At 71.7% G+C, this 18,945-nt stretch carries 20 protein-coding genes; 12 read left to right on the top strand and 8 right to left on the bottom strand.

The genetic code is table 11. The features are described 5' to 3' along the window. The first annotated feature begins 48 nt into the window (after positions 1–48). Positions 49–1,092 (top strand): zinc-dependent alcohol dehydrogenase family protein, encoded by a 1,044-nt coding sequence (locus IE248_RS16430; protein WP_073798853.1) that lies wholly within the window; start codon positions 49–51, stop codon positions 1,090–1,092. A gap of 86 nt (positions 1,093–1,178) precedes the next feature. On the opposite strand, the gene IE248_RS16425 is transcribed toward IE248_RS16430, so the two are convergent. After that, a complete protein-coding gene (locus IE248_RS16425) occupies positions 1,179–2,720 on the bottom strand; it encodes a S8 family peptidase (protein ID WP_073798852.1) in 1,542 nt (513 codons plus the stop codon). 260 nt (positions 2,721–2,980) lie between these two features. On the opposite strand from IE248_RS16425, the gene IE248_RS16420 reads away from it, so the two are divergent. From IE248_RS16420 to moaA, 3 genes are all read left to right on the top strand, one after another. Further along, positions 2,981–3,346 carry a DUF485 domain-containing protein gene (locus tag IE248_RS16420; RefSeq protein WP_008743232.1) on the top strand — a complete coding sequence of 122 codons (366 nt, stop codon included), beginning with the start codon at positions 2,981–2,983 and terminating at the stop codon, positions 3,344–3,346. Continuing rightward, positions 3,343–4,977, top strand: a complete 1,635-nt coding sequence (locus IE248_RS16415; RefSeq protein WP_190031056.1) for a monocarboxylic acid transporter — start codon at positions 3,343–3,345, stop codon at positions 4,975–4,977. Before IE248_RS16420 ends, IE248_RS16415 begins: the two co-directional genes overlap by 4 nt. A gap of 206 nt (positions 4,978–5,183) precedes the next feature. After that, a complete protein-coding gene (gene moaA / locus IE248_RS16410; RefSeq protein WP_008743230.1) occupies positions 5,184–6,173 on the top strand; it encodes a GTP 3',8-cyclase MoaA in 990 nt (329 codons plus the stop codon). 10 nt (positions 6,174–6,183) lie between these two features. Here the strand turns inward: moaA and IE248_RS16405 are convergent, their stop codons facing one another. After that, positions 6,184–6,438, bottom strand: a complete 255-nt coding sequence (locus IE248_RS16405) for a hypothetical protein (RefSeq protein WP_190031055.1) — start codon at positions 6,436–6,438, stop codon at positions 6,184–6,186. A gap of 138 nt (positions 6,439–6,576) precedes the next feature. After that, positions 6,577–6,909: a DUF3099 domain-containing protein gene (locus IE248_RS37395; RefSeq protein WP_008743228.1), complete on the bottom strand. Its 333-nt coding sequence runs from the start codon at positions 6,907–6,909 to the stop codon at positions 6,577–6,579. 178 nt (positions 6,910–7,087) lie between these two features. On the opposite strand from IE248_RS37395, the gene IE248_RS16395 reads away from it, so the two are divergent. Then, positions 7,088–7,363, top strand: coding sequence for a GlsB/YeaQ/YmgE family stress response membrane protein (locus IE248_RS16395; RefSeq protein WP_073798849.1), 276 nt, complete (start codon positions 7,088–7,090; stop codon positions 7,361–7,363). A 113-nt stretch (positions 7,364–7,476) separates the two neighbouring features. Here IE248_RS16395 and tyrS read toward each other — a convergent pair whose 3' ends face one another. From tyrS to IE248_RS16380, 3 genes are all read right to left on the bottom strand, one after another. Continuing rightward, positions 7,477–8,742 (bottom strand): tyrosine--tRNA ligase, encoded by a 1,266-nt coding sequence (tyrS, locus tag IE248_RS16390; RefSeq protein WP_100583372.1) that lies wholly within the window; start codon positions 8,740–8,742, stop codon positions 7,477–7,479. 71 nt (positions 8,743–8,813) lie between these two features. Beyond that, positions 8,814–10,217: a metallopeptidase TldD-related protein gene (locus tag IE248_RS16385; protein ID WP_073798847.1), complete on the bottom strand. Its 1,404-nt coding sequence runs from the start codon at positions 10,215–10,217 to the stop codon at positions 8,814–8,816. Beyond that, positions 10,214–11,776, bottom strand: coding sequence for a TldD/PmbA family protein (locus tag IE248_RS16380; protein WP_250568414.1), 1,563 nt, complete (start codon positions 11,774–11,776; stop codon positions 10,214–10,216). Before IE248_RS16380 ends, IE248_RS16385 begins: the two co-directional genes overlap by 4 nt. 146 nt (positions 11,777–11,922) lie before the next feature. Here IE248_RS16380 and fabG point away from each other — a divergent pair, with 146 nt between their 5' ends. From fabG to IE248_RS16365, 3 genes are all read left to right on the top strand, one after another. Then, positions 11,923–12,642, top strand: a complete 720-nt coding sequence (gene fabG / locus IE248_RS16375; RefSeq protein WP_037794840.1) for a 3-oxoacyl-[acyl-carrier-protein] reductase — start codon at positions 11,923–11,925, stop codon at positions 12,640–12,642. A gap of 5 nt (positions 12,643–12,647) precedes the next feature. Then, positions 12,648–13,418, top strand: coding sequence for an enoyl-ACP reductase FabI (fabI, locus tag IE248_RS16370; protein ID WP_008743222.1), 771 nt, complete (start codon positions 12,648–12,650; stop codon positions 13,416–13,418). 321 nt (positions 13,419–13,739) lie between these two features. Continuing rightward, entirely contained in the window at positions 13,740–14,156 is a 417-nt protein-coding gene (locus IE248_RS16365) for a hypothetical protein (RefSeq protein WP_229895384.1), read from the top strand. 28 nt (positions 14,157–14,184) lie between these two features. Here the strand turns inward: IE248_RS16365 and IE248_RS16360 are convergent, their stop codons facing one another. After that, complete coding sequence (locus IE248_RS16360) at positions 14,185–14,856, bottom strand: FadR/GntR family transcriptional regulator (protein WP_037797355.1); 672 nt, start codon at positions 14,854–14,856, stop codon at positions 14,185–14,187. A gap of 70 nt (positions 14,857–14,926) precedes the next feature. Here IE248_RS16360 and IE248_RS16355 point away from each other — a divergent pair, with 70 nt between their 5' ends. The 4 genes from IE248_RS16355 (at position 14,927) to IE248_RS16345 (ending at position 17,341) form a co-directional block, all read left to right on the top strand. Beyond that, positions 14,927–16,237, top strand: a complete 1,311-nt coding sequence (locus IE248_RS16355) for a CynX/NimT family MFS transporter (protein WP_190031054.1) — start codon at positions 14,927–14,929, stop codon at positions 16,235–16,237. Between the two features lie 5 nt (positions 16,238–16,242). Further along, positions 16,243–16,362 (top strand): SGM_5486 family transporter-associated protein, encoded by a 120-nt coding sequence (locus tag IE248_RS38185; protein WP_252100471.1) that lies wholly within the window; start codon positions 16,243–16,245, stop codon positions 16,360–16,362. Positions 16,363–16,521: 159 nt separating this feature from the next. Further along, positions 16,522–16,752: a hypothetical protein gene (locus IE248_RS16350; RefSeq protein WP_037797352.1), complete on the top strand. Its 231-nt coding sequence runs from the start codon at positions 16,522–16,524 to the stop codon at positions 16,750–16,752. A 67-nt stretch (positions 16,753–16,819) separates the two neighbouring features. Beyond that, complete coding sequence (locus tag IE248_RS16345; protein ID WP_037797351.1) at positions 16,820–17,341, top strand: SixA phosphatase family protein; 522 nt, start codon at positions 16,820–16,822, stop codon at positions 17,339–17,341. Between the two features lie 92 nt (positions 17,342–17,433). On the opposite strand, the gene serB is transcribed toward IE248_RS16345, so the two are convergent. After that, positions 17,434–18,633, bottom strand: a complete 1,200-nt coding sequence (gene serB, locus IE248_RS16340) for a phosphoserine phosphatase SerB (RefSeq protein ID WP_047960532.1) — start codon at positions 18,631–18,633, stop codon at positions 17,434–17,436. Positions 18,634–18,945: the final 312 nt, after the last annotated feature.

Here is an 18,945-nt window from a genome sequence, read left to right as displayed (position 1 = left end):
CGGGTCCCAAAAAGACCCGTCACCCCCGAGCCGGAGGACTGCACCACCATGCGCGCCACCGTCATCCACGCCCCCAACGACATCCGCGTGGAGGAGGTGCCCGACGCCGCGATCCGGCGGCCCGAGGACGCCGTCGTCCGCGTCCTGCGCGCCTGCATCTGCGGCAGCGACCTGTGGGCCTACCGCGGCGAGGCCGCGCGCGAGCCCGGCCAGCGGATCGGGCACGAGTTCCTCGGCATCGTCGAGGAGACCGGCTCCGCGGTCTCGGGCCTGCGCGCCGGCGACCTCGTCGTCGCCCCGTTCATGTGGTCCGACGGCACCTGCGACTACTGCTCCGAGGGCCTGTACACCTCCTGCGTGCACGGCGGCTTCTGGGGCTCGGTCGGCCACGACGGCGGCCAGGGCGAGGCCGTCCGCGTCCCGCACGCCGACGGCACCCTCGTCAAGCTCCCCGCCGACGCGGCCTCCGACGAGCACCTGCTGACCGGGCTGCTCGCGCTCTCCGACGTCATGGGCACCGGCCACCACGCGGCCCTGGGCGCGGGGGTCCGCAAGGGCTCCACGGTCGCGGTCGTCGGCGACGGCGCGGTCGGCCTGTGCGGCGTCCTCGCCGCCAAGCGGCTCGGCGCCGAGCGGATCATCGCCCTGGGCCGGCACACCGTCCGTACCGACATCGCGAAGCTCTTCGGGGCCACCGACGTCGTCGCCGAGCGCGGCGAGGCCGCCGAGGCGGCGGTCCGCGAACTCACCGGCGGCCAGGGCGCCCACGCGGTCATCGAGGCCGTCGGCACCGAGCAGTCCATGCGGACCGCCGTGAACATCACCCGCGACGGCGGGGCCATCGGCTACGTCGGCGTCCCGCACGGCAGCGGCACCGGCCTCGACCTCGGTGTGATGTTCGACCGCAACATCACCCTGCGCGGCGGCGTCGCACCCGTGCGCGCCTACATCCCTGAGCTGCTGGAGGACGTCCTGAGCGGGGCGATCGACCCCGCGCCGGTGTTCGACCGCGCCGTGTCCCTGGACGAGGTCCCGGCGGGCTACCGGGCGATGGACGACCGCAGCGCGCTGAAGGTGCTCATCAAGCTCTGACCACGCTCCGACCCGAGCGGGGCGAACGGCCGAGGGGCCGCGGGGAACGTCCCCCGCGGCCCCTCGGCGCGTCGCGCCCGTCCGGTCTACTTCACGGCCTTCAGCGCGTCGACCACGCCGTAGCCGTAGTAGCCGGTCTGGCCCCACTTGCTGTTGCAGGTGGTGGCGTCGATCAGCGCGCCCGTCCCGTCGTAGATCTTGTCGGGGCAGGCCGCCTTCGTGGCCTGGGCCTTGAGCATCGCCTGGAGCTGTGACGGCGTGGCGTGCGGGTGCGCGCTCTTGAGCAGCGCCGCGACACCGGCGACGTGCGGGCCGGCCATCGAGGTGCCCTGCTTGTAGCCGTAGCCGCCGCCCGGGACGGTGGACAGCACCCGGCCGTTCGCGTCCGGGGTGCCCGGGACCTGGTACTTGTCGCCGCCGGGGGCCGCGACGTCGACGACGCCCAGGCCGTAGCTGGAGTAGTACGACTTGAAGCCCTGGTCACCGGTCGCGCTGACCGTGACCACGCCCGGCAGCTGGGTCGGCAGGTCCAGGCAGACCTTGGGGTCGATGGTGCGCGTCACCGGGGTGGTGTCGTTCGGGCTGGTGGTGTCCTCGATCGCGCTCGACGCCAGGTCGTGCCCCGAGTTGCCGGCCGAGGCCACGCTGAGGACGCCCTTGCGCTCGGCGTACTTCGTCGCCCGGGCGAGGGCCTCCACCAGCGCCTTCTGGTCGTCGTCGTTCTTGCAGGTGTAGTTCCACGGGTCGACGAAGTAGCTGTTGTTGGTCACCTCGATCCCCTTCTCGGCGGCGAACATGAAGCCGCAGACGACCGCCTCGGTGTAGAAGAGGCTGGTCGCGGGCTCGCTCACCTTGATCGCGGCGACCTTCACGCCCGGCGCGACCCCGCTGATGCCGATGCCGTTGCGCGCGGCCGCGATGGTGCCGGCCACGTGCGTGCCGTGGTCGCTGCCGTCGGCGTACGGGCGCCAGGCGCCCTCGGTGGTGTCGGCGACACCGCCGACGCAGTTGGCGGACTGGCCCGCGGAGAAGTTCGGCGCGAGATCGGGGTGGGTGTCGTCCACGCCCGTGTCGATGACGCCGACCGTGACGTCGGGGCTGCCGTCGTTGATCTTGTGGGCCTGGTCGGCCTTGATGGCCCGCAGGTCCCACTGGTTGGGCTCCAGCGGCTCCTCGCCCGCGGTGGCCTGCGCGGCGGCCTTGGCGGCGTCGGCCGCGCTCAGCTTCTGCGTGCTGCCCTCCTCGGTGGTCTGCACCGGCGAGAGCGGGGCCGTCCGGGTGGCACCGACCGACACGAACAGGCTGCGCTGGGCCCGCAGCTGCTTGGCGAACTCCGGGTTCTGGGAATGTGCGACGACGACCCCGATCTGCTCGTAGGACGTCACCACCGTTCCGCCGGCCCGCTCGATGGCCTTCTTCGCCTGCTTCACCGTCCCGTACGCGGTCAGGTTCGCGACGTACGAGAGCTTCGGGCCCGAGGTGTCGGGCTTGGAGACCTTCGCCGTCTCCGCCGTATTGCCCAGCGGGGCGGCGGAGGCCGCGACCGCGGGGAGGAGGGCGAGCGAGGCGGTGAGCGCCAGGCCGACCGGTACGGCGAGGCGCCGGCGGCCGGATCCCAGATGAGCCATGGGTTCTCCACATCATCCGTCGTGAAAAAGCCGTCCAGCGCGGTCCGCGATGAACGGGTTCATGACAGGTGAACCTAGTGCGCGCGTTCGTGATCGCGCCATCAGTTCGAGAAATCAGTTTCCAAAGAAACAACGGGTGTTGAACCGTCCCGACACGCCGTCCGTGCCGTTGACAGGGGGGATCAGCGTCACCGTCCCCCCACACGGAGGTTGTTTTGTCCGTCGTCCCCACCGCACCCGCGTCACAAGGAGAGCCCCCCGTGACCACCGAAGCAGCGCCGCCTCCGGGCAGCGCGGGACCATCCGTGGCGAGCAGTACGGCCGAAGAGTTCGTGAGCGTCCAGCAGAGTCCCGAATTCGCCGAACTGCGACGCGCCCACCGCTCGTTCGCCTTCCCGCTCACCGTGGCCTTCATCGCCTGGTACCTGCTCTACGTCCTGCTGTCCAGCTACGCGGGCGGCTTCATGGGGACCAAGCTCTTCGGGAACATCAACGTCGCCCTCGCGCTCGGCCTCGCCCAGTTCGCGACGACCTTCCTGATCGCCTGGCTGTACGCGCGCCACGCCGCCGCCCAGCTCGACCCCAAGGCGGAGGCCATCAAGAAGCGCATGGAGGCCGGAGCATGAGCGCCCCCCTCACCCCGCTCCAGTTCACGACGGCCGCCGGGGCCACCGAGCACCGGCCGCTGATCATCACCCTGTTCGGGCTCTTCGTCGTCGCCACCCTGATCATCACGGTCTGGGCCGGCCGCCAGACCAAGGGCGCCGCCGACTTCTACGCGGGCGGCCGCCAGTTCACCGGGTTCCAGAACGGCCTCGCCATCTCCGGCGACTACATGTCCGCCGCGTCCTTCCTCGGCATCGCCGGCGCCATCGCCCTCTTCGGGTACGACGGCTTCCTCTACTCCATCGGCTTCCTCGTGGCCTGGCTGGTCGCCCTGCTGCTCGTCGCCGAGCCGCTGCGCAACTCCGGCCGCTACACGATGGGCGACGTCCTCGCGTACCGGATGCGCCAGCGGCCCGTCCGCACCGCCGCGGGCACCTCCACCATCGTGGTCTCGATCTTCTACCTGCTCGCCCAGATGGCCGGCGCCGGCGTGCTCGTCTCGCTGCTCCTCGGCATCACCAGCGACGGCGGCAAGATCGCCATCGTCGCCCTGGTCGGTCTCCTGATGATCCTCTACGTGACCATCGGCGGCATGAAGGGCACCACCTGGGTCCAGATGGTCAAGGCCGTCCTGCTCATCGCGGGCGCCCTGCTGATCACCTTCCTGGTGCTGGTGAAGTTCAACTTCAACGTCTCCGACCTGCTGGGCAAGGCCGCCGAGAACAGCGGCCAGGGCGCCAAGTTCCTGGAGCCCGGTCTCAAGTACGGCAAGGACCCGACGACCAAGCTCGACTTCATCTCGCTCGGCCTCGCCCTGGTCCTCGGCACCGCCGGCCTGCCGCACATCCTGATCCGCTTCTACACGGTGCCCACCGCGCAGGCCGCCCGTAAGTCCGTCCTGTGGGCCATCGGCATCATCGGCGGGTTCTACCTGATGACCATCGCCCTCGGCTTCGGCGCTGCGGCGCTGCTCAACCGGGACGAGATCATCAAGTCGAACAAGGCGGGCAACACCGCCGCCCCGCTGCTCGCCCAGGCCGTCGGCGGCGGCGCCGACTCCACCGGCGGCGCCATCCTGCTCGCCGTGATCTCCGCCGTCGCCTTCGCCACCATCCTCGCGGTCGTCGCCGGGCTGACGCTGGCCTCGTCCTCGTCCTTCGCGCACGACATCTACGTGAACGTGATCCGCAGGGGCCAGGCCACCGAGAAGGAGGAGGTCAGGGCCGCCCGCTGGTCCACCGTGGTCATCGGCGCCGTCGCCATCGGCCTCGGCGCCCTCGCCCGCGACCTCAACGTGGCCGGTCTCGTCGCCCTCGCCTTCGCGGTCGCCGCCTCCGCCAACCTGCCGACGATCCTCTACAGCCTGTTCTGGAAGCGCTTCACCACCCAGGGCGCGCTGTGGTCCATCTACGGCGGCCTCGTCTCCTCGGTCGTCCTGGTGCTGTTCTCCCCGGTCGTCTCCGGGAAGCCCACCTCGATGTTCAAGGACGCCGACTTCTACTGGTTCCCGCTGGAGAACCCCGGGCTCATCTCCATCCCGCTCGGCTTCCTCCTCGGCTGGCTCGGCACCGTCCTCAGCAAGGAGGAGGCCGACCCCCAGAAGTTCGCCGAGCTGGAGGTCCGCTCGCTGACGGGCACCGGCGCCCACTGAGCCGCCCTCCGGGGCCGGCGCCTGAGAGAGATCCACCGAACACCCGGCGTGGCCACGTCGTACTTCCCTACGACGTGGCCCTGCCGCCTCTCGTTGGTTCGGGCACCCCTACATGTCACGGCCGTCGCGTAGGCTCGAAACCAGCGCGAGCCTCCATCCGAAGCGGCGCGAGCTCTGAAGGAACCGGACAGGGGAGGGGGCCCACAGTGCTTCTCGACACATACGGCCGCGTGGCCACTGACCTGCGCGTCTCACTCACCGACCGATGCAATCTGCGCTGTACCTACTGCATGCCCGAGGAGGGTCTGCAGTGGCTCGGCAAGTCGGATCTGCTCACCGACGAGGAGATCGTCCGGCTGATCCGCATCGCCGTCACCCGGCTCGGGATCACCGAGGTCCGCTTCACCGGCGGCGAGCCGCTGCTGCGGCCCGGCCTCGTCGGGATAGTCGAGCGGTGCGCGGCCCTGGAGCCCCGCCCGAGGATGTCGCTCACCACCAACGGCATCGGCCTCAAGCGGACCGCCCAGGCGCTGAAGGCCGCCGGCCTGGACCGGGTAAACGTTTCCCTCGACACCCTGCGGCCCGAGGTCTTCAAGACCCTCACCCGCCGCGACCGCCACCGCGACGTCATCGACGGCATGGCCGCGGCGCGCGAGGCCGGCCTCACCCCGGTCAAGGTCAACGCCGTCCTGATGCCGGGGCTCAACGATGACGAGGCCCCCGACCTGCTCGCCTGGGCCGTGGAGAACGAGTACGAACTCCGCTTCATCGAGCAGATGCCCCTCGACGCCCAGCACGGCTGGAAGCGCGACGGCATGATCACCGCCGGGGACATCCTGCGGTCCCTGCGCACCCGCTTCACCCTCACCGAGGAAGGCGCCGACGAGCGCGGATCCGCCCCCGCCGAGCGCTGGGTCGTCGACGGAGGCCCGGCCACCGTCGGGGTCATCGCCTCGGTCACCCGCCCGTTCTGCGGTGCCTGCGACCGCACCCGGCTCACCGCCGACGGCCAGGTCCGTACGTGCCTGTTCGCCACCGAGGAGTCGGACCTGCGGGCGGCACTGCGCTCGGGCGCGCCGGACGAGGAGATCGCCCGGCTGTGGAAGGTGGCCATGTGGGGCAAGAAGGCCGGCTCCGGCCTGGACGACCCCTCCTTCCTGCAGCCCGACCGGCCGATGTCGGCGATCGGCGGCTAGGGTCCCGCGGTCACGGCCGCTCCGAGCCCTCCGGCTGGACCCACTCGTCGAGCTTCACGACGTCCTTCAGGAAGCCCCGTACGCCCAGGAACTGGGAGAGGTGCTCACGGTGCTCCTCGCAGGCCAGCCAGGTCTTGCGCCGCTCCGGCGTGTGCAGCGTCGGGTTGTTCCACGCGAGGACCCAGACCGCCGCGTCACGGCAGCCCTTGGCGGAGCAGGTGGGGGCGGGTGTGGGGGTGTTGGTGTCCGTATCAGGGGAGTTCACGGCCTCAACCCTACAAACGGAAGGGCGACGCCGAGCAGCCACGGGGGGAGCTGCCCGGCGTCGGTCCGTCGCTCCGACGGGGGATGCGGAGCGCGTAGGCAGTATGTCACGCAGGACCCGGTGCGGTGCACCGGAACTTCATGATTGATCTGAGCTTTTCTTGAGGTTTCCAGCGCCCAGTGCGGGACGCACAGGCGTGGGGATGAAATGCGAGGGCAGCGAGGGCGCCGACTCGCGCCCCGCGTTCGCGATGACCACGGCCACGTAGGGCAGCAGGGCACCCGCCACGAGCGTCACGATCGCCACATGACGCTCCACGTTCCACAGGAGCACGGTCGCGATGACCGACAGCGTCCTGATCACCATCGAGATCACGTACCGGCGCTGCCGTCCGCGCACGTCCTCCGCGAGACCCATCCGCGCCCCGGTGATCCGGAAGACCTCGGCCCCGTTCCGCTTCGTCCGCTGCACGCTCCACCACCCGATTCGTCCGCCGGACACGCCCCGGCCCGGTGACAACCACGGTACGCCGCCCCTGCGGCGGTGCGGAGGGTGGGTGTAGCCCGAACGGAGCCGCCGACATGCGTGCCGGGCCGGACGGACCGAAGCTGGGCGCACATGCGCACCACGCGCCACGAGGAGGCTCGACATGGAATGGTTGTGGGCGATCATCGTCGGATTCGTACTGGGCCTCATAGCCCGGGCGATCCTGCCGGGCAAGCAGCACCAGCCCATCTGGCTGACCACGCTGTTCGGCATCGTCGGCGCCCTCCTCGGCAACGCGGTCTCGCGGTGGATCGGCGTGGAGGACACCAAGGGCATCGACTGGATCCGGCACCTGCTGCAGCTTGCCGGAGCCGTCCTGATCGTCGGGCTGGGCGAGATGGCGTACATGGCCGTCAGGGGCAACAAGCGGACGGCCTAGCACCGGGCACCTCACCACCGGGGCCCGGTCGCGACGGCGACCGCGACCGCGGCACAGCGAAGGGGCCGGCCGGACGAAGCGTCCGAACCGGCCCCCGCGCCGTACCGTCGGTGTCAGCCGGTGACCTCGACCGCCGCCAGGTTCTTCTTGCCGCGGCGCAGCACCAGCCAGCGCCCGTGCAGCAGGTCCTCCTTGGCGGGGACCGCGTCCTCGGCGGCGACCTTCACGTTGTTCACGTAGGCGCCGCCCTCCTTCACGGTCCGGCGCGCGGCCGACTTGCTGGCGACCAGCCCCGTCTCCGCGAGCAGGTCCACGACCAGACCCGCCTCGGCGACCTGGGCGTGCGGCAGCTCGGACAGGGCCGCGGCGAGCGTGGCCTCGTCCAGCTCGGCCAGGTCGCCCTGGCCGAACAGCGCCTTCGAGGCGGCGATCACGGCGGCGCACTGGTCCGCGCCGTGCACCAGCGTGGTCAGCTCCTCCGCAAGCGCCCGCTGGGCGGCGCGCGCCTGCGGCCGCTCGGCGGTCTGGGCCTCCAGCTCCTCCAGCTCCTCACGGGTCTTGAAGGAAAGGATCCGCATGTAGGTGGAGATGTCCCGGTCGTCCACGTTCAGCCAGAACTGGTAGAACGCGTACGGCGTGGTCATCTCCGGGTCCAGCCAGACGGCCCCGCTCTCGGACTTGCCGAACTTGGTGCCGTCCGCCTTGACCATCAGCGGCGTCGCCATCGCGTGCACGTTCGCGTGCGGCTCCAGGCGGTGGATCAGGTCGAGACCCGCCGTCAGGTTGCCCCACTGGTCGGACCCGCCCTGCTGGAGGGTGCAGCCGTAGCGGCGGTAGAGCTCCAGGAAGTCCATGCCCTGGAGCAGCTGGTAGCTGAACTCCGTGTAGCTGATGCCCTGGTCGGACTCCAGCCGGCGGGCGACCGAGTCCTTCGTCAGCATCTTGTTGACGCGGAAGTGCTTGCCGATGTCCCGCAGGAACTCGATGGCGGACAGGCCCGCCGTCCAGTCCAGGTTGTTCACCATGACCGCCGCGTTCTCGCCCTCGAAGGACAGGAACGGCTCGATCTGCGAACGCAGCCGGTTCACCCAGTTCGCGACGGTCTCCGGGTCGTTCAGGGTGCGCTCGGCGGTGGGCCGCGGGTCACCGATCTGACCCGTGGCCCCGCCGACCAGCGCCAGCGGCCGGTGCCCGGCCTGCTGGAGCCGGCGCACGGTGAGCACCTGCACCAGGTGACCGACGTGCAGCGAGGCGGCGGTCGGGTCGAATCCGCAATAGAAGGTGACAGGACCGTCCGCGAAGGCCTTGCGCAGCGCTTCTTCGTCGGTGGACAGGGCGAAGAGCCCGCGCCACTTCAGTTCGTCGACGATGTCCGTCACGGTTCTGGGTCTCCTTCTGAGGGATCCGGGAAACAGCTGTCCCGGCCAGTCTAGGTGGGGCGGGGGCGGACTCAGACGCCGCGGCTGACCGAGCTCATGTTGAAGTCCGGGACCCGCAGTGCGGGCATCGCGGTCCGGGTGAACCAGTCGCTCCACTCGCGCGGCAGGGTCTTCTCGGTCCGGCCGGCCTCCGAGGCCCGTGAGAGCAGGTCCACCGGGGACTCGTTGAACCGGAAGTTGTTGACCTCGCCGACGACCTGCCCGTTCTCCACCAGGTAGACGCCGTCCCGGGTCAGGCCCGTGAGCAGCAGCGTCGCCGGGTCCACCTCGCGGATGTACCAGAGACAGGTCAGCAGCAGACCCCGCTCGGTGTTCGCGACCATCTCCTCCAGCGACTTCTCGCCGCCCGCGTCCAGGATCAGGTTCCCGAAGCCGGGGGAGAGCGGCATCCCGGTCAGGGCGGCGCTGTGCCGGGTCGTGGTCAGCCGGTTGAGCTCCCCGTCCAGGATCCACTCGGTCGCCGGGACCGGGAGGCCGTTGTCGAACACCGAGGCGTCGTCGCCGGAGCTGTGCGCGATCACGAACGGCGCCGACTCCAGACCCGGCGCGTGCGGGTCGCTGCGCAGGGTCAGCGGCAGCTCGGACAGCCTCTCGCCGAGCCGGGTGCCGCCGCCGGGCTTGGAGAAGACCGTCCGGCCCTCCGTCGCGTCCCGGGCCGCCGCCGACCACATCTGGTAGATCAGGAGGTCGGCCACGGCCGTCGGCGGCAGCAGCGTCTCGTACCGCCCGGCGGGCAGCTCGATCTTCCGCTCCGCCCAGCCCAGGCGTACGGCCAGCTCCGCGTCCAGCGCGGCCGGGTCCACGTCCTTGAAGTCCCGGGTGGAGCGGCCGGCCCAGGCCGAGCGCTGCCGGTCGGGCGACTTGGCGTTGAGCTCCAGGGTGCCGCTCGGCTGGTCGTGGCGCAGCCGCAGCCCCGTCGAGGTCCCGACGTACGTGGAGACCAGCTCGTGGTTGGCGAAGCCGTACAGCTCCCGCCCGCCCGCGCGGGCCCGGGCGAAGGCCTCGCCGAGCGCCGGGGCGAAGTCCGCGAACACCGCCGAGGAGGTCTCGGCGGGGGCGTCGGTGAAGTCCGGGGAGGCCGGGGTCCCGGTGACCAGCGGCCGGGCGTCCTCCGCCGGGCCGGCCCCGCGCGCGGCCGCCTCGGCGGCCCGTACCAGCGGCTCCAGGTCGGCGGCGGTGACGGCGGAGCGCGACACGACCCCCGAGGCCGTGCCCTCCTTGCCGTCGACCGTGGCGATGACGGTCAGGGTCCGGCCGCGCGTGACGCCGTTCGTCGTCAGCGCGTTGCCCGCCCAGCGCAGGTTCGCCGTCGACTCCTCGTCGGCGATGACGACACAGCCGTCGGCGGTGGACAGCTCCAGGGCCCGCTCGACGATCTCGTGCGGCTTGGTGCGTCCGTTCGAAAGCGTGCTCATCGGCCGGCCTCCTGCGTCGTGTTGAGGATGTTCACGTCGCGGAACAGCGCGGAGGGGCAGCCGTGCGAGACCGCCGCGACCTGGCCCGGCTGCGCCTTGCCGCAGTTGAAGGCACCGCCCAGGACGTACGTCTGGGGGCCGCCGAGCTTCTCCATCGAGCCCCAGAAGTCGGTGGTGGTCGCCTGGTACGCGACGTCGCGCAGCTGACCGGCCAGCCTGCCGTTCTCGATCCGGTACGCCCGCTGCTGCGTGAACTGGAAGTTGTAGCGCTGCATGTCGATCGACCAGGAGCGGTCGCCGACCACGTAGATCCCGCGCTCCACCCCGCCGATCAGGTCCTCGGTGGAGAGCCCGCCCGGGTCCGGCCGCAGGGAGACGTTCGCCATCCGCTGCACCGGGACGTGCCCGGGGGAGTCGGCGTAGGCGCAGCCGTTGGAGCGGCCGAGGCCGGTCAGCTTCGCGATCCGGCGGTCCGTCTGGTAGCCGGTCAGGGTGCCGTCCTTGACCAGGTCCCAGCTCTGCGCCGCGACGCCCTCGTCGTCATACCCGACGGTGGCCAGGCCGTGCTCGGCGGTGCGGTCGCCCGTCACGTTCATGATCGAGGAGCCGTACTTGAGCGTGCCGAGCTGGTCGAAGGTGGCGAAGGAGGTGCCCGCGTACGCCGCCTCGTAGCCCAGGGCCCGGTCGAGCTCGGTGGCGTGGCCGATGGACTCGTGGATGGTGAGCCACAGGTTGGACGGGTCCACGACCAGGTCGTAGCGCCCGGCCTCGACGCTCGGCGCCCGCATCTTCTCGGCGAGCAGGCCGGGGATCTGCTCCAGCTCGGCGTTCCAGTCCCAGCCGGTGCCCGTCAGGTACTCCCAGCCGCGGCCGGCCGGCGGGGCGATGGTGCGCATCGAGTCGAACCCGCCGGTGGTGGCGTCCACGGCGACGGCCGTGAGCTGCGGGTGGATCCGGACCCGCTGCTGGGTGGTCACGGTGCCCGCGGTGTCGGCGTAGAACTTGTTCTCGTGGACGGCGAGCAGCGAGGCGTCCACGTGCGCCACCCCGTCGGCGGCCAGCAGCCGGGAGCTCCAGTCGGCGAGCAGCGCCGCCTTCTCCGCGTCGGGAACCTCGAACGGGTTCACGTCGTAGGCGGAGATCCACGTCTTGTCGGCGTGCACCGGCTCGTCGGCGAGCTCCACGCGCTCGTCCGAACCGGCGGCCTTGATCACCTGGGCGGAGAGCTTCGCCATGGCCACGGCCTGCGAGGCCACCTTGGCGGCGCCGTCCATGGTGAGGTCCACGCCGGAGGCGAACCCCCAGCTGCCGCCGTGCACCACCCGGACCGCGTAACCGAGGTCGGTGGTGTCGGACCCGCCTGAGGGCTTGGCGTCACGCAGCCGCCAGGAGGCGCTGCGGATCCGCTCCAGCCGGAAATCGGCATGGTCGGCGCCGAGCGCGCGGGCCCGCGCGAGCGCCGCGTCGGCGAGCGCCCGCAGGGGCAGCGCGGCGAAGGCCGCGTCGATGGAATGGGGCACGGAATTCCTCCCGGGGTCGGGGCCGGTCGCCCCGATCATGTCGCGCTCGGGGCTCATGTGCCTACATCTTTCTGTAGGGACTCGACAGAGCCCGTCGCAAGGCCCTGTCGGAGCCGGATTCTTTGTATGGCCTATTAGGCCTATAGATTTTCGGTACTCATACCGCCAAGCGAAAGGGTGATCTGTTGAGCCGCTCGGTTCTCGTCACCGGAGGAAACCGGGGCATCGGCCTCGCCATCGCCCGAGCCTTCGCGGAGGCCGGAGACAAGGTCGCCATCACGTACCGGTCCGGCGAGCCCCCGCAGGAGCTCACGGCCCTCGGTGTCCTGGCCGTCCGCTGCGACATCACCGACTCCGAGCAGGTGGAGCAGGCCTACAAGGAGGTCGAGGACAAGCACGGCGCGGTCGAGGTGCTGGTGGCCAACGCCGGCATCACCAAGGACACGCTGCTGATGCGCATGTCCGAGGAGGACTTCGCGTCGGTCGTCGACACCAACCTCACCGGCACCTTCCGGGTGGTCAAGCGCGCGAACCGCGGCATGCTCCGTGCCAAGAAGGGCCGCGTCGTCCTGATCTCCTCGGTCGTGGGTCTGCTGGGCGCGGGCGGCCAGTCCAACTACGCCGCCTCCAAGGCGGCCCTGGTCGGCTTCGCCCGTTCGCTGGCGCGTGAGCTGGGCTCCCGCAACATCACGTTCAACGTGGTCGCTCCCGGCTTCGTGGACACCGACATGACGAAGGTGCTCACCGACGAGCAGCGCGCGGCCATCGTGGCCCAGGTGCCGCTCGCCCGCTACGCGCAGCCCGAGGAAATCGCGGCAGCCGTGAGCTTCCTGGCGTCCGACGACGCCGCGTACATCACCGGAGCCGTCATTCCCGTTGACGGCGGATTGGGCATGGGTCACTGATCACCATGAGCGGAATTCTCGACGGCAAGCGCATCCTCATCACCGGGGTGCTGATGGAGTCCTCCATCGCGTTCCACGCCGCCAAGCTGGCCCAGGAGCAGGGCGCCGAGGTCATCCTCACCGCGTGGCCGCGCCCGAGCCTGACCGAGCGCATCGCCAAGAAGCTGCCCAAGCCGGTCAAGGTGATCGAGCTCGACGTCACCAACGACGAGCACCTCGCCCGCCTGGAGGGTCTCGTCCGCGACGAGCTCGGCGGCCTCGACGGTGTCCTGCACTCGATCGGCTTCGCGCCGCAGGACGCCCTCGGCGGCAACTTCCTGAACACCCCGTTCGAGTCGGTGGCCACCGCCATGCACGTCTCGGCGTTCTCGCTGAAGTCGCTGACCATGGCCTGCAAGCCGCTGTTCCCGGCGGAGGGCGCGGCCGTCGTCGGCCTCACCTTCGACGCGCAGTTCGCCTGGCCGCAGTACGACTGGATGGGCCCGGCCAAGGCGGCTCTGGAGGCCACCAGCCGCTACCTCGCCCGTGACCTGGGCAAGGAGAACATCCGCTGCAACCTGGTCTCGGCCGGTCCGCTCGGCTCGATGGCCGCGAAGTCCATCCCGGGCTTCTCGGACCTCGCGGACGTGTGGAACTCCCGCTCGATGCTGGAGTGGGACATGAGCGACCCGGAGCCGACCGGCAAGGCCATCGTCGCCCTGCTGTCGGACTGGTTCCCGAAGACCACCGGCGAGATCGTCCACGTGGACGGCGGCCTGCACGCGATGGGTGCCTGAGCGAGGCACCGGTACGTCCGTACGGCGGCGGCCGCGGTTCCCTTCCGGGGGCCGCGGCCGCCGCCGTGTTTCCCGGAGCGGGCGCGTCCGTTCGATCGGATGTGCGCGCTCCGGCGGGATCCGCCCAAGTCGAAAAGACGGACATTTGCCTGCAAACTGACCTCGTCGGGATCTGCCCGGCTCCTGCGGGGAGGAGGTACGGGAGTGCGCGCGAGGCGGAACCGAGCGGTATCGCTCCTGGTCACCTCAGTGGTTCTCACCGGATTCCTGATCCCGGGAGCCTTCGCGCAGCCCGACGGCTCGGATGCCGTGCGGAGCGCCATGCGGGGCGCCGTCCCGGACGTCGCGTCGGATGTCGTGCCGGGCGCCGCGCCGGCTGCCGCTTCCGGCGCCGGGGCGGCGGTTCCCGGGCTCGCGGACCGGCTCGCGGGGGACCGGGCCGTCGTGAACCTGGCCGACATTCCCGCCGAGCCGCCGGCGCAGCCCGCGCCGCCCGCCGCCCGGGAGCTCTTCGGCGCCGACTGCGACACCGAGATCGAGGGCTCGCGGGTGACGGCGTACTGTCACAACGGCTACCCCGAGACCGATCTGATCCGGCTGCACGTGGAGTGCGACCGCTGGTGGGACCTGGACGGGGACGGGGCCGCCGTCGCCGTGGGCCCCGCCGGCCGGGTCGAGCTCGCCGGCCGCTGCTGGAAAGAGGTCCGCTCGGCCTGGGTGACCCACGAGCGGCCCTGACGGCCCCTTCGCCTTCCTCCCCCTGCTCTCAGTCCCTGCCGAGACAGACGAACGGGTAGCCGGCCGCCTCCGAGGCCGCCGCGTCCGGATCCCCGCGCCGGACCGCCTCGACCAGCCGGGCGTGGTCCACGTGCGAAGCGGGATCCAGCACCGCGCCGACGTCCGCGCGCAGCCAGTCCGCCACCAGGTGGCCGAGGTCCGCGTACAGCTCGATCAGCACCTCGTTGTGCGACGCCGCCACCACCGCCATGTGCAGCGCCACGTCCGCCGCGACGAACCGCTCCGCGTCCCCGCTCGCCCACGCCTCCTCGCGCCGGGCCAGCAGCGCGTCCAGCTGTACGAGGTCCCGCGCGGTCCGCCGCTCCGCCGCGAGCCGCGCGGCCGAGGACTCCAGCGTCGAGCGCAGCTCCGCGATGTCCCGCGGGTCGGCCCCGGCGAACCGGCGGTGCATCACCCCGGACAGCTCGCTGGTGGCCAGTACGTAGGTGCCCGACCCCTGCCGGATGTCGAGCAGCCCGTTGTGGGCGAGGGCCCGGACGGCCTCCCGCACGGTGTTGCGGGCGACGCCCAGCAGCTCCACCAGCTCCGGCTCGGTGGGGATGCGGGAGCCGACCGGCCACTCACCGGAGGTGATCTGGTTCCGGAGCTGGGCGATCACCTGGTCGACGAGCGCGGATCGCCGGGGCGAGGTCAACGGCATGGGGGCGGGGTCCTCTCGGAGCCGTCAGGCAATTGGACAACCAATCATCCCATGATTCTATGATGACCCCATGCCCGACGATGAAATCCAGACACTGAACCGGCCCAAGGCCGCCCCTCACCAGGCGCTCCCGCGCCCCGCCGCCACCCCGGCCGCCGCCCCGCAACCGCAATGGCTCGGCCCCGTCCTCATCGTCGGCATCGTCCTCGCCGCCCTCAACCTGCGGCCCGCCATCACCAGCCTCGGCGCCCTCTTCGAGGAGACCCGCACCGGCCTCGGCATGAGCGGCACCGTCGCCGGACTGATCACCTCCGTCCCCGCCCTCTGCTTCGCCGCGGTCGGCGTCACCGCGCCCCGGCTCTCCCGTCGCTTCGGGCCCGCCGCCGTCGTCTGCGCCGGCATGGCCGCCATCGCCGCCGGCCTGCTGATCCGGCCCTTCGCGAGCAGCGCCGCCGGGTTCCTCGCCGCCAGCGCCCTGTCCCTCGCCGGCATAGCCCTGACCAACGTGCTGCTCCCGGTGATCGTCAAGCGCTGGTTCCCCGACCGCGTCGGCACGATGACCGGCCTCTACTCCATGGCCCTGGCCGCCGGCACCTCGCTCGCCGCCGCCGCGACGGTCCCGCTGACCTCCGCCCTCGGCGGCAGCTGGCGCACCGGCCTGCTCGTCTGGGCCGTGCTCGCGCTGGCCGCCGTACTGCCCTGGCTGCCCATCGCCACCGCGGCCCGCCGCACGCGGGCCGCCGAGGCCGCCGCCGCGGGCACCGCCGCCGGCGCACCGGCCGACACCGGGCCGCGCGTCGTCCGCAGCCGTACCGCCTGGGCCCTGGCCTGCTACTTCGGCCTCCAGGCCACCGGCGCCTACGTCACCATGGGCTGGCTCCCGCAGATCTTCCGCGACGCCGGGGTCTCCGCCGCCACCGCGGGCGTCCTGCTCGCCGTCACCATGGTCATGGGCGTCCCCCTCGCCTTCGTCATCCCGCGCCTCGCCGGCCGGATGCGCAACCAGGGCCCCATCGCCGTCACCCTCGGCCTCTTCGGCCTCGCCGGCTACCTCGGGCTCTACCTCGCCCCGGCCGCCGGAGCCTGGGCCTGGGCGCTCCTCCTCGGCATCTCCAACTGCGCCTTCCCCCTCGTCATCACCATGATCGGGCTGCGCGCCAGGTCCTCGGCCGGCGTCGTCAGGCTCTCCGCCTTCGCCCAGAGCACCGGCTACCTCATCTCCATCCCCGGACCGCTGCTCATCGGCGCCCTCTACCAGCACAGCGGCGGCTGGGACCTGCCGCTCGCCCTGATGGCCGGGCTGCTCGTCCCGCAGGTCGCGCTCGGCGTGCTGGCCGGCCGGGACCGCACGATCGAGGACGAATGCGGCATGCGAAACTGAGGCACATGTCGCCCGTACTCGAACCGAACCCGCCGGACAGCCACAAGAAGCTCGGCCTCGTCCTCGGCGCGATGCTCGTCGTGACCGTCATCATCTCCGTCATCGCGACGCTCGCCTCCCCCTGAGCCGCGGCGCCCGGCGGGCTTGGTGGGGATAGCCCCACCAACCCCTAGGGGGTAAGGCTCAGGGTCAGATGGGGTGTCCCCCGGATGGGATCCGCTGCCCCGAATCCATAGATTCGAAGTCAGCGAGCCAGTCCCGCCCGAACACCCACGGAGGCGGCCATGTCGGCCCCCACGCACACCCGCTACCTCCCGACCGCCGCCGCCGCCTCCCGCCGCCCGGCCGCCGCCGGAGCCAACGCCCGCCTGCACTGGTGGGCGCTGGCCCTGCCCGCGCTGGCCTTCGGGCTCCTGCTGCTCCTCCTCGCCGGATCGGCCGAGTCCCACGCCGCTGTCGGCGAGGCCTCCGCGCTGCTCCAGGTGACCGAGCAACTGCTGCGCGTCGTCGGCTGAACCGGGCGGCGGGGGAGCACGCCAACACCCCGGGCCCCGTGGCTCGTTTCATGCGAAGCTGGGGGTCATGAGCGCCGACACACCCCGCAGGATCGTCCTCCTCCGGCACGCCAAGGCCGACTGGCCCGAGGTGTCCGACCACGAACGCCCGCTGGCCGAGCGAGGCCGCAAGGACGCACCGGCCGTCGGTCTGAAGCTGGCCGAAACCGGCATCTCCTTCGACCTGGCCCTCTGCTCCACCGCCGCCCGCACCCGCGAAACCTGGAAGCTCGCCGTCCAGGAACTGCCGCACCGGCCGAAGACCCACTACGAGGAGCGGCTCTACGACGCCTCCCTCGGTGAGCTCATCGCCCTGCTGAACGAGACCTCGGACGAGGTGTCCGACCTCCTCGTCATCGGCCACAACCCCGGCATGCACGCCCTCGCCGACGCCCTGGCCGGGCGCGCGGAGGGAGACACCGCGACGAGGATGAACCGCACGGGCTTCCCGACCGCGGCGCTCGCGATCGTCTCCTTCACCGGCTCGTGGAAGTCGCTGGAGCACGGGGTCGGCACGCTGCAGGACTACTGGACGCCCAAGGAACACTGACCGGAGCGTGGCCGGCAGCCCGGCCCGCACCACGAGGACGGGCCCCGGCGCGGATGATCCGCCGGGGCCCGTCCTCGTACGCGCGCGGGGGCTCAGGAGAGACCGGCGGCCTCGACCTCTTCCCGGGTGATCCCCAGCAGGTACAGCACCGCGTCCAGGAACGGCACGTTCACGGCGGTGTGCGCGGCCTCGCGGACCACCGGCTTGGCGTTGAAGGCCACGCCCAGCCCGGCCGCGTTCAGCATGTCCAGGTCGTTGGCGCCGTCACCGATCGCCACCGTCTGGTCCAGCGGCACCCCGGCCTCCGCCGCGAACCGGCGCAGCAGCCGGGCCTTGCCCGCCCGGTCGACGATCTCGCCGGTGACCCGGCCGGTCAGCTTGCCGTCCACGATCTCCAGCGTGTTGGCGGAGGCGAAGTCCAGCCCCAGCCGCTCCTGGAGGTCGTCCGTCACCTGGGTGAACCCGCCCGAGACCACGCCGACCTGGTAGCCGAGCGACTTGAGGGTACGGATCAGGGTCCGGGCGCCGGGGGTCAGGCGGACCTCGGCGCGCACCTTGTCCACCACCGACGCGTCGAGCCCGGCCAGCAGCGAGACCCGGGCGTGCAGCGACTGCTCGAAGTCCAGCTCGCCGCGCATGGCCCGCTCGGTCACCTCGGCGACCTCGGCCTCGCAGCCGGCGTGCGCCGCGAAAAGCTCGATGACCTCGTCCTGGATCAGGGTCGAGTCCACGTCCATGACGACCAGCCGCTGGGCCCGGCGGTGCAGCCCCGCCGACACCACGGCCACGTCCACGCCGATCTGCGCGGCCTCGGTGGCCAGCGCGGTGCGCAGCGGCCCGGTCTCGACGCCGGACACGGCGAATTCGACCGCCGTCACCGGATATTTCGCGAGGCGGAAGATGCGGTCGATGTTGCCGCCGGTCGAGGTGATCCGGGCGGCGATGGCCGCCGTGGACTCGGCGGTCAGCGGGTGGCCGAGCACGGTGACGTGCGAACGGCCGCTGCCGCGCGGCCGGTTGTCACCGGTACCGGAGAGGATCTCGGCCTGCAGCCGCAGCGACTCGGCCCAGCTGTGGACGGTGGCCCGCAGCTCGCCCTCGGCCGCGCCGGCGGGCTGGGTGACGAGGGCGCACAGGACGATGCGGCCACGGGTGACGACCTGCTCGATGTCGACGACGTCGACCGAGTAGGCGGCGAGGGTGTCGAACAGCCCGGCGGTGATCCCGGGACGGTCCTTGCCGAAGATCTTGACGAGGAGGGTGGGGACGTCGGAGGTCTGCGAAGCGCTCATGGTGCCCTCACCGTATCTTCCCCGGCCACACGGCAGGACCCCCGTCCCACCCACCGAACGCCGCGCCGTCCGAATGGGGCCGCCCCGGCCGGGCCCGCCGGCTGTCCCCGCCGCGCCCGCCGCCCGGGGCGGCCCGGCCGGGTCTCCCGGCCGCGGCCGGCGGTCGGACCGTCGGCCGGGACGGGGGCGGCGGAACCGTCGGAAGTGGCGGGTGAGAAGTCCCCTATCGCACTCTCCGGGTGGCTTTCGACCCTGCCAACGGGCAGGCGTACGCGCCCTTCAGCGGCCCCGATTCCACATGTGGCCGCGGGC

Origin of the sequence: Streptomyces goshikiensis (genome assembly GCF_014650555.1) — a bacterium.
Taxonomy (GTDB): Bacteria; Actinomycetota; Actinomycetes; order Streptomycetales; family Streptomycetaceae; genus Streptomyces; species Streptomyces goshikiensis.
This window is presented reverse-complemented; position numbering and strand designations above follow the sequence as displayed.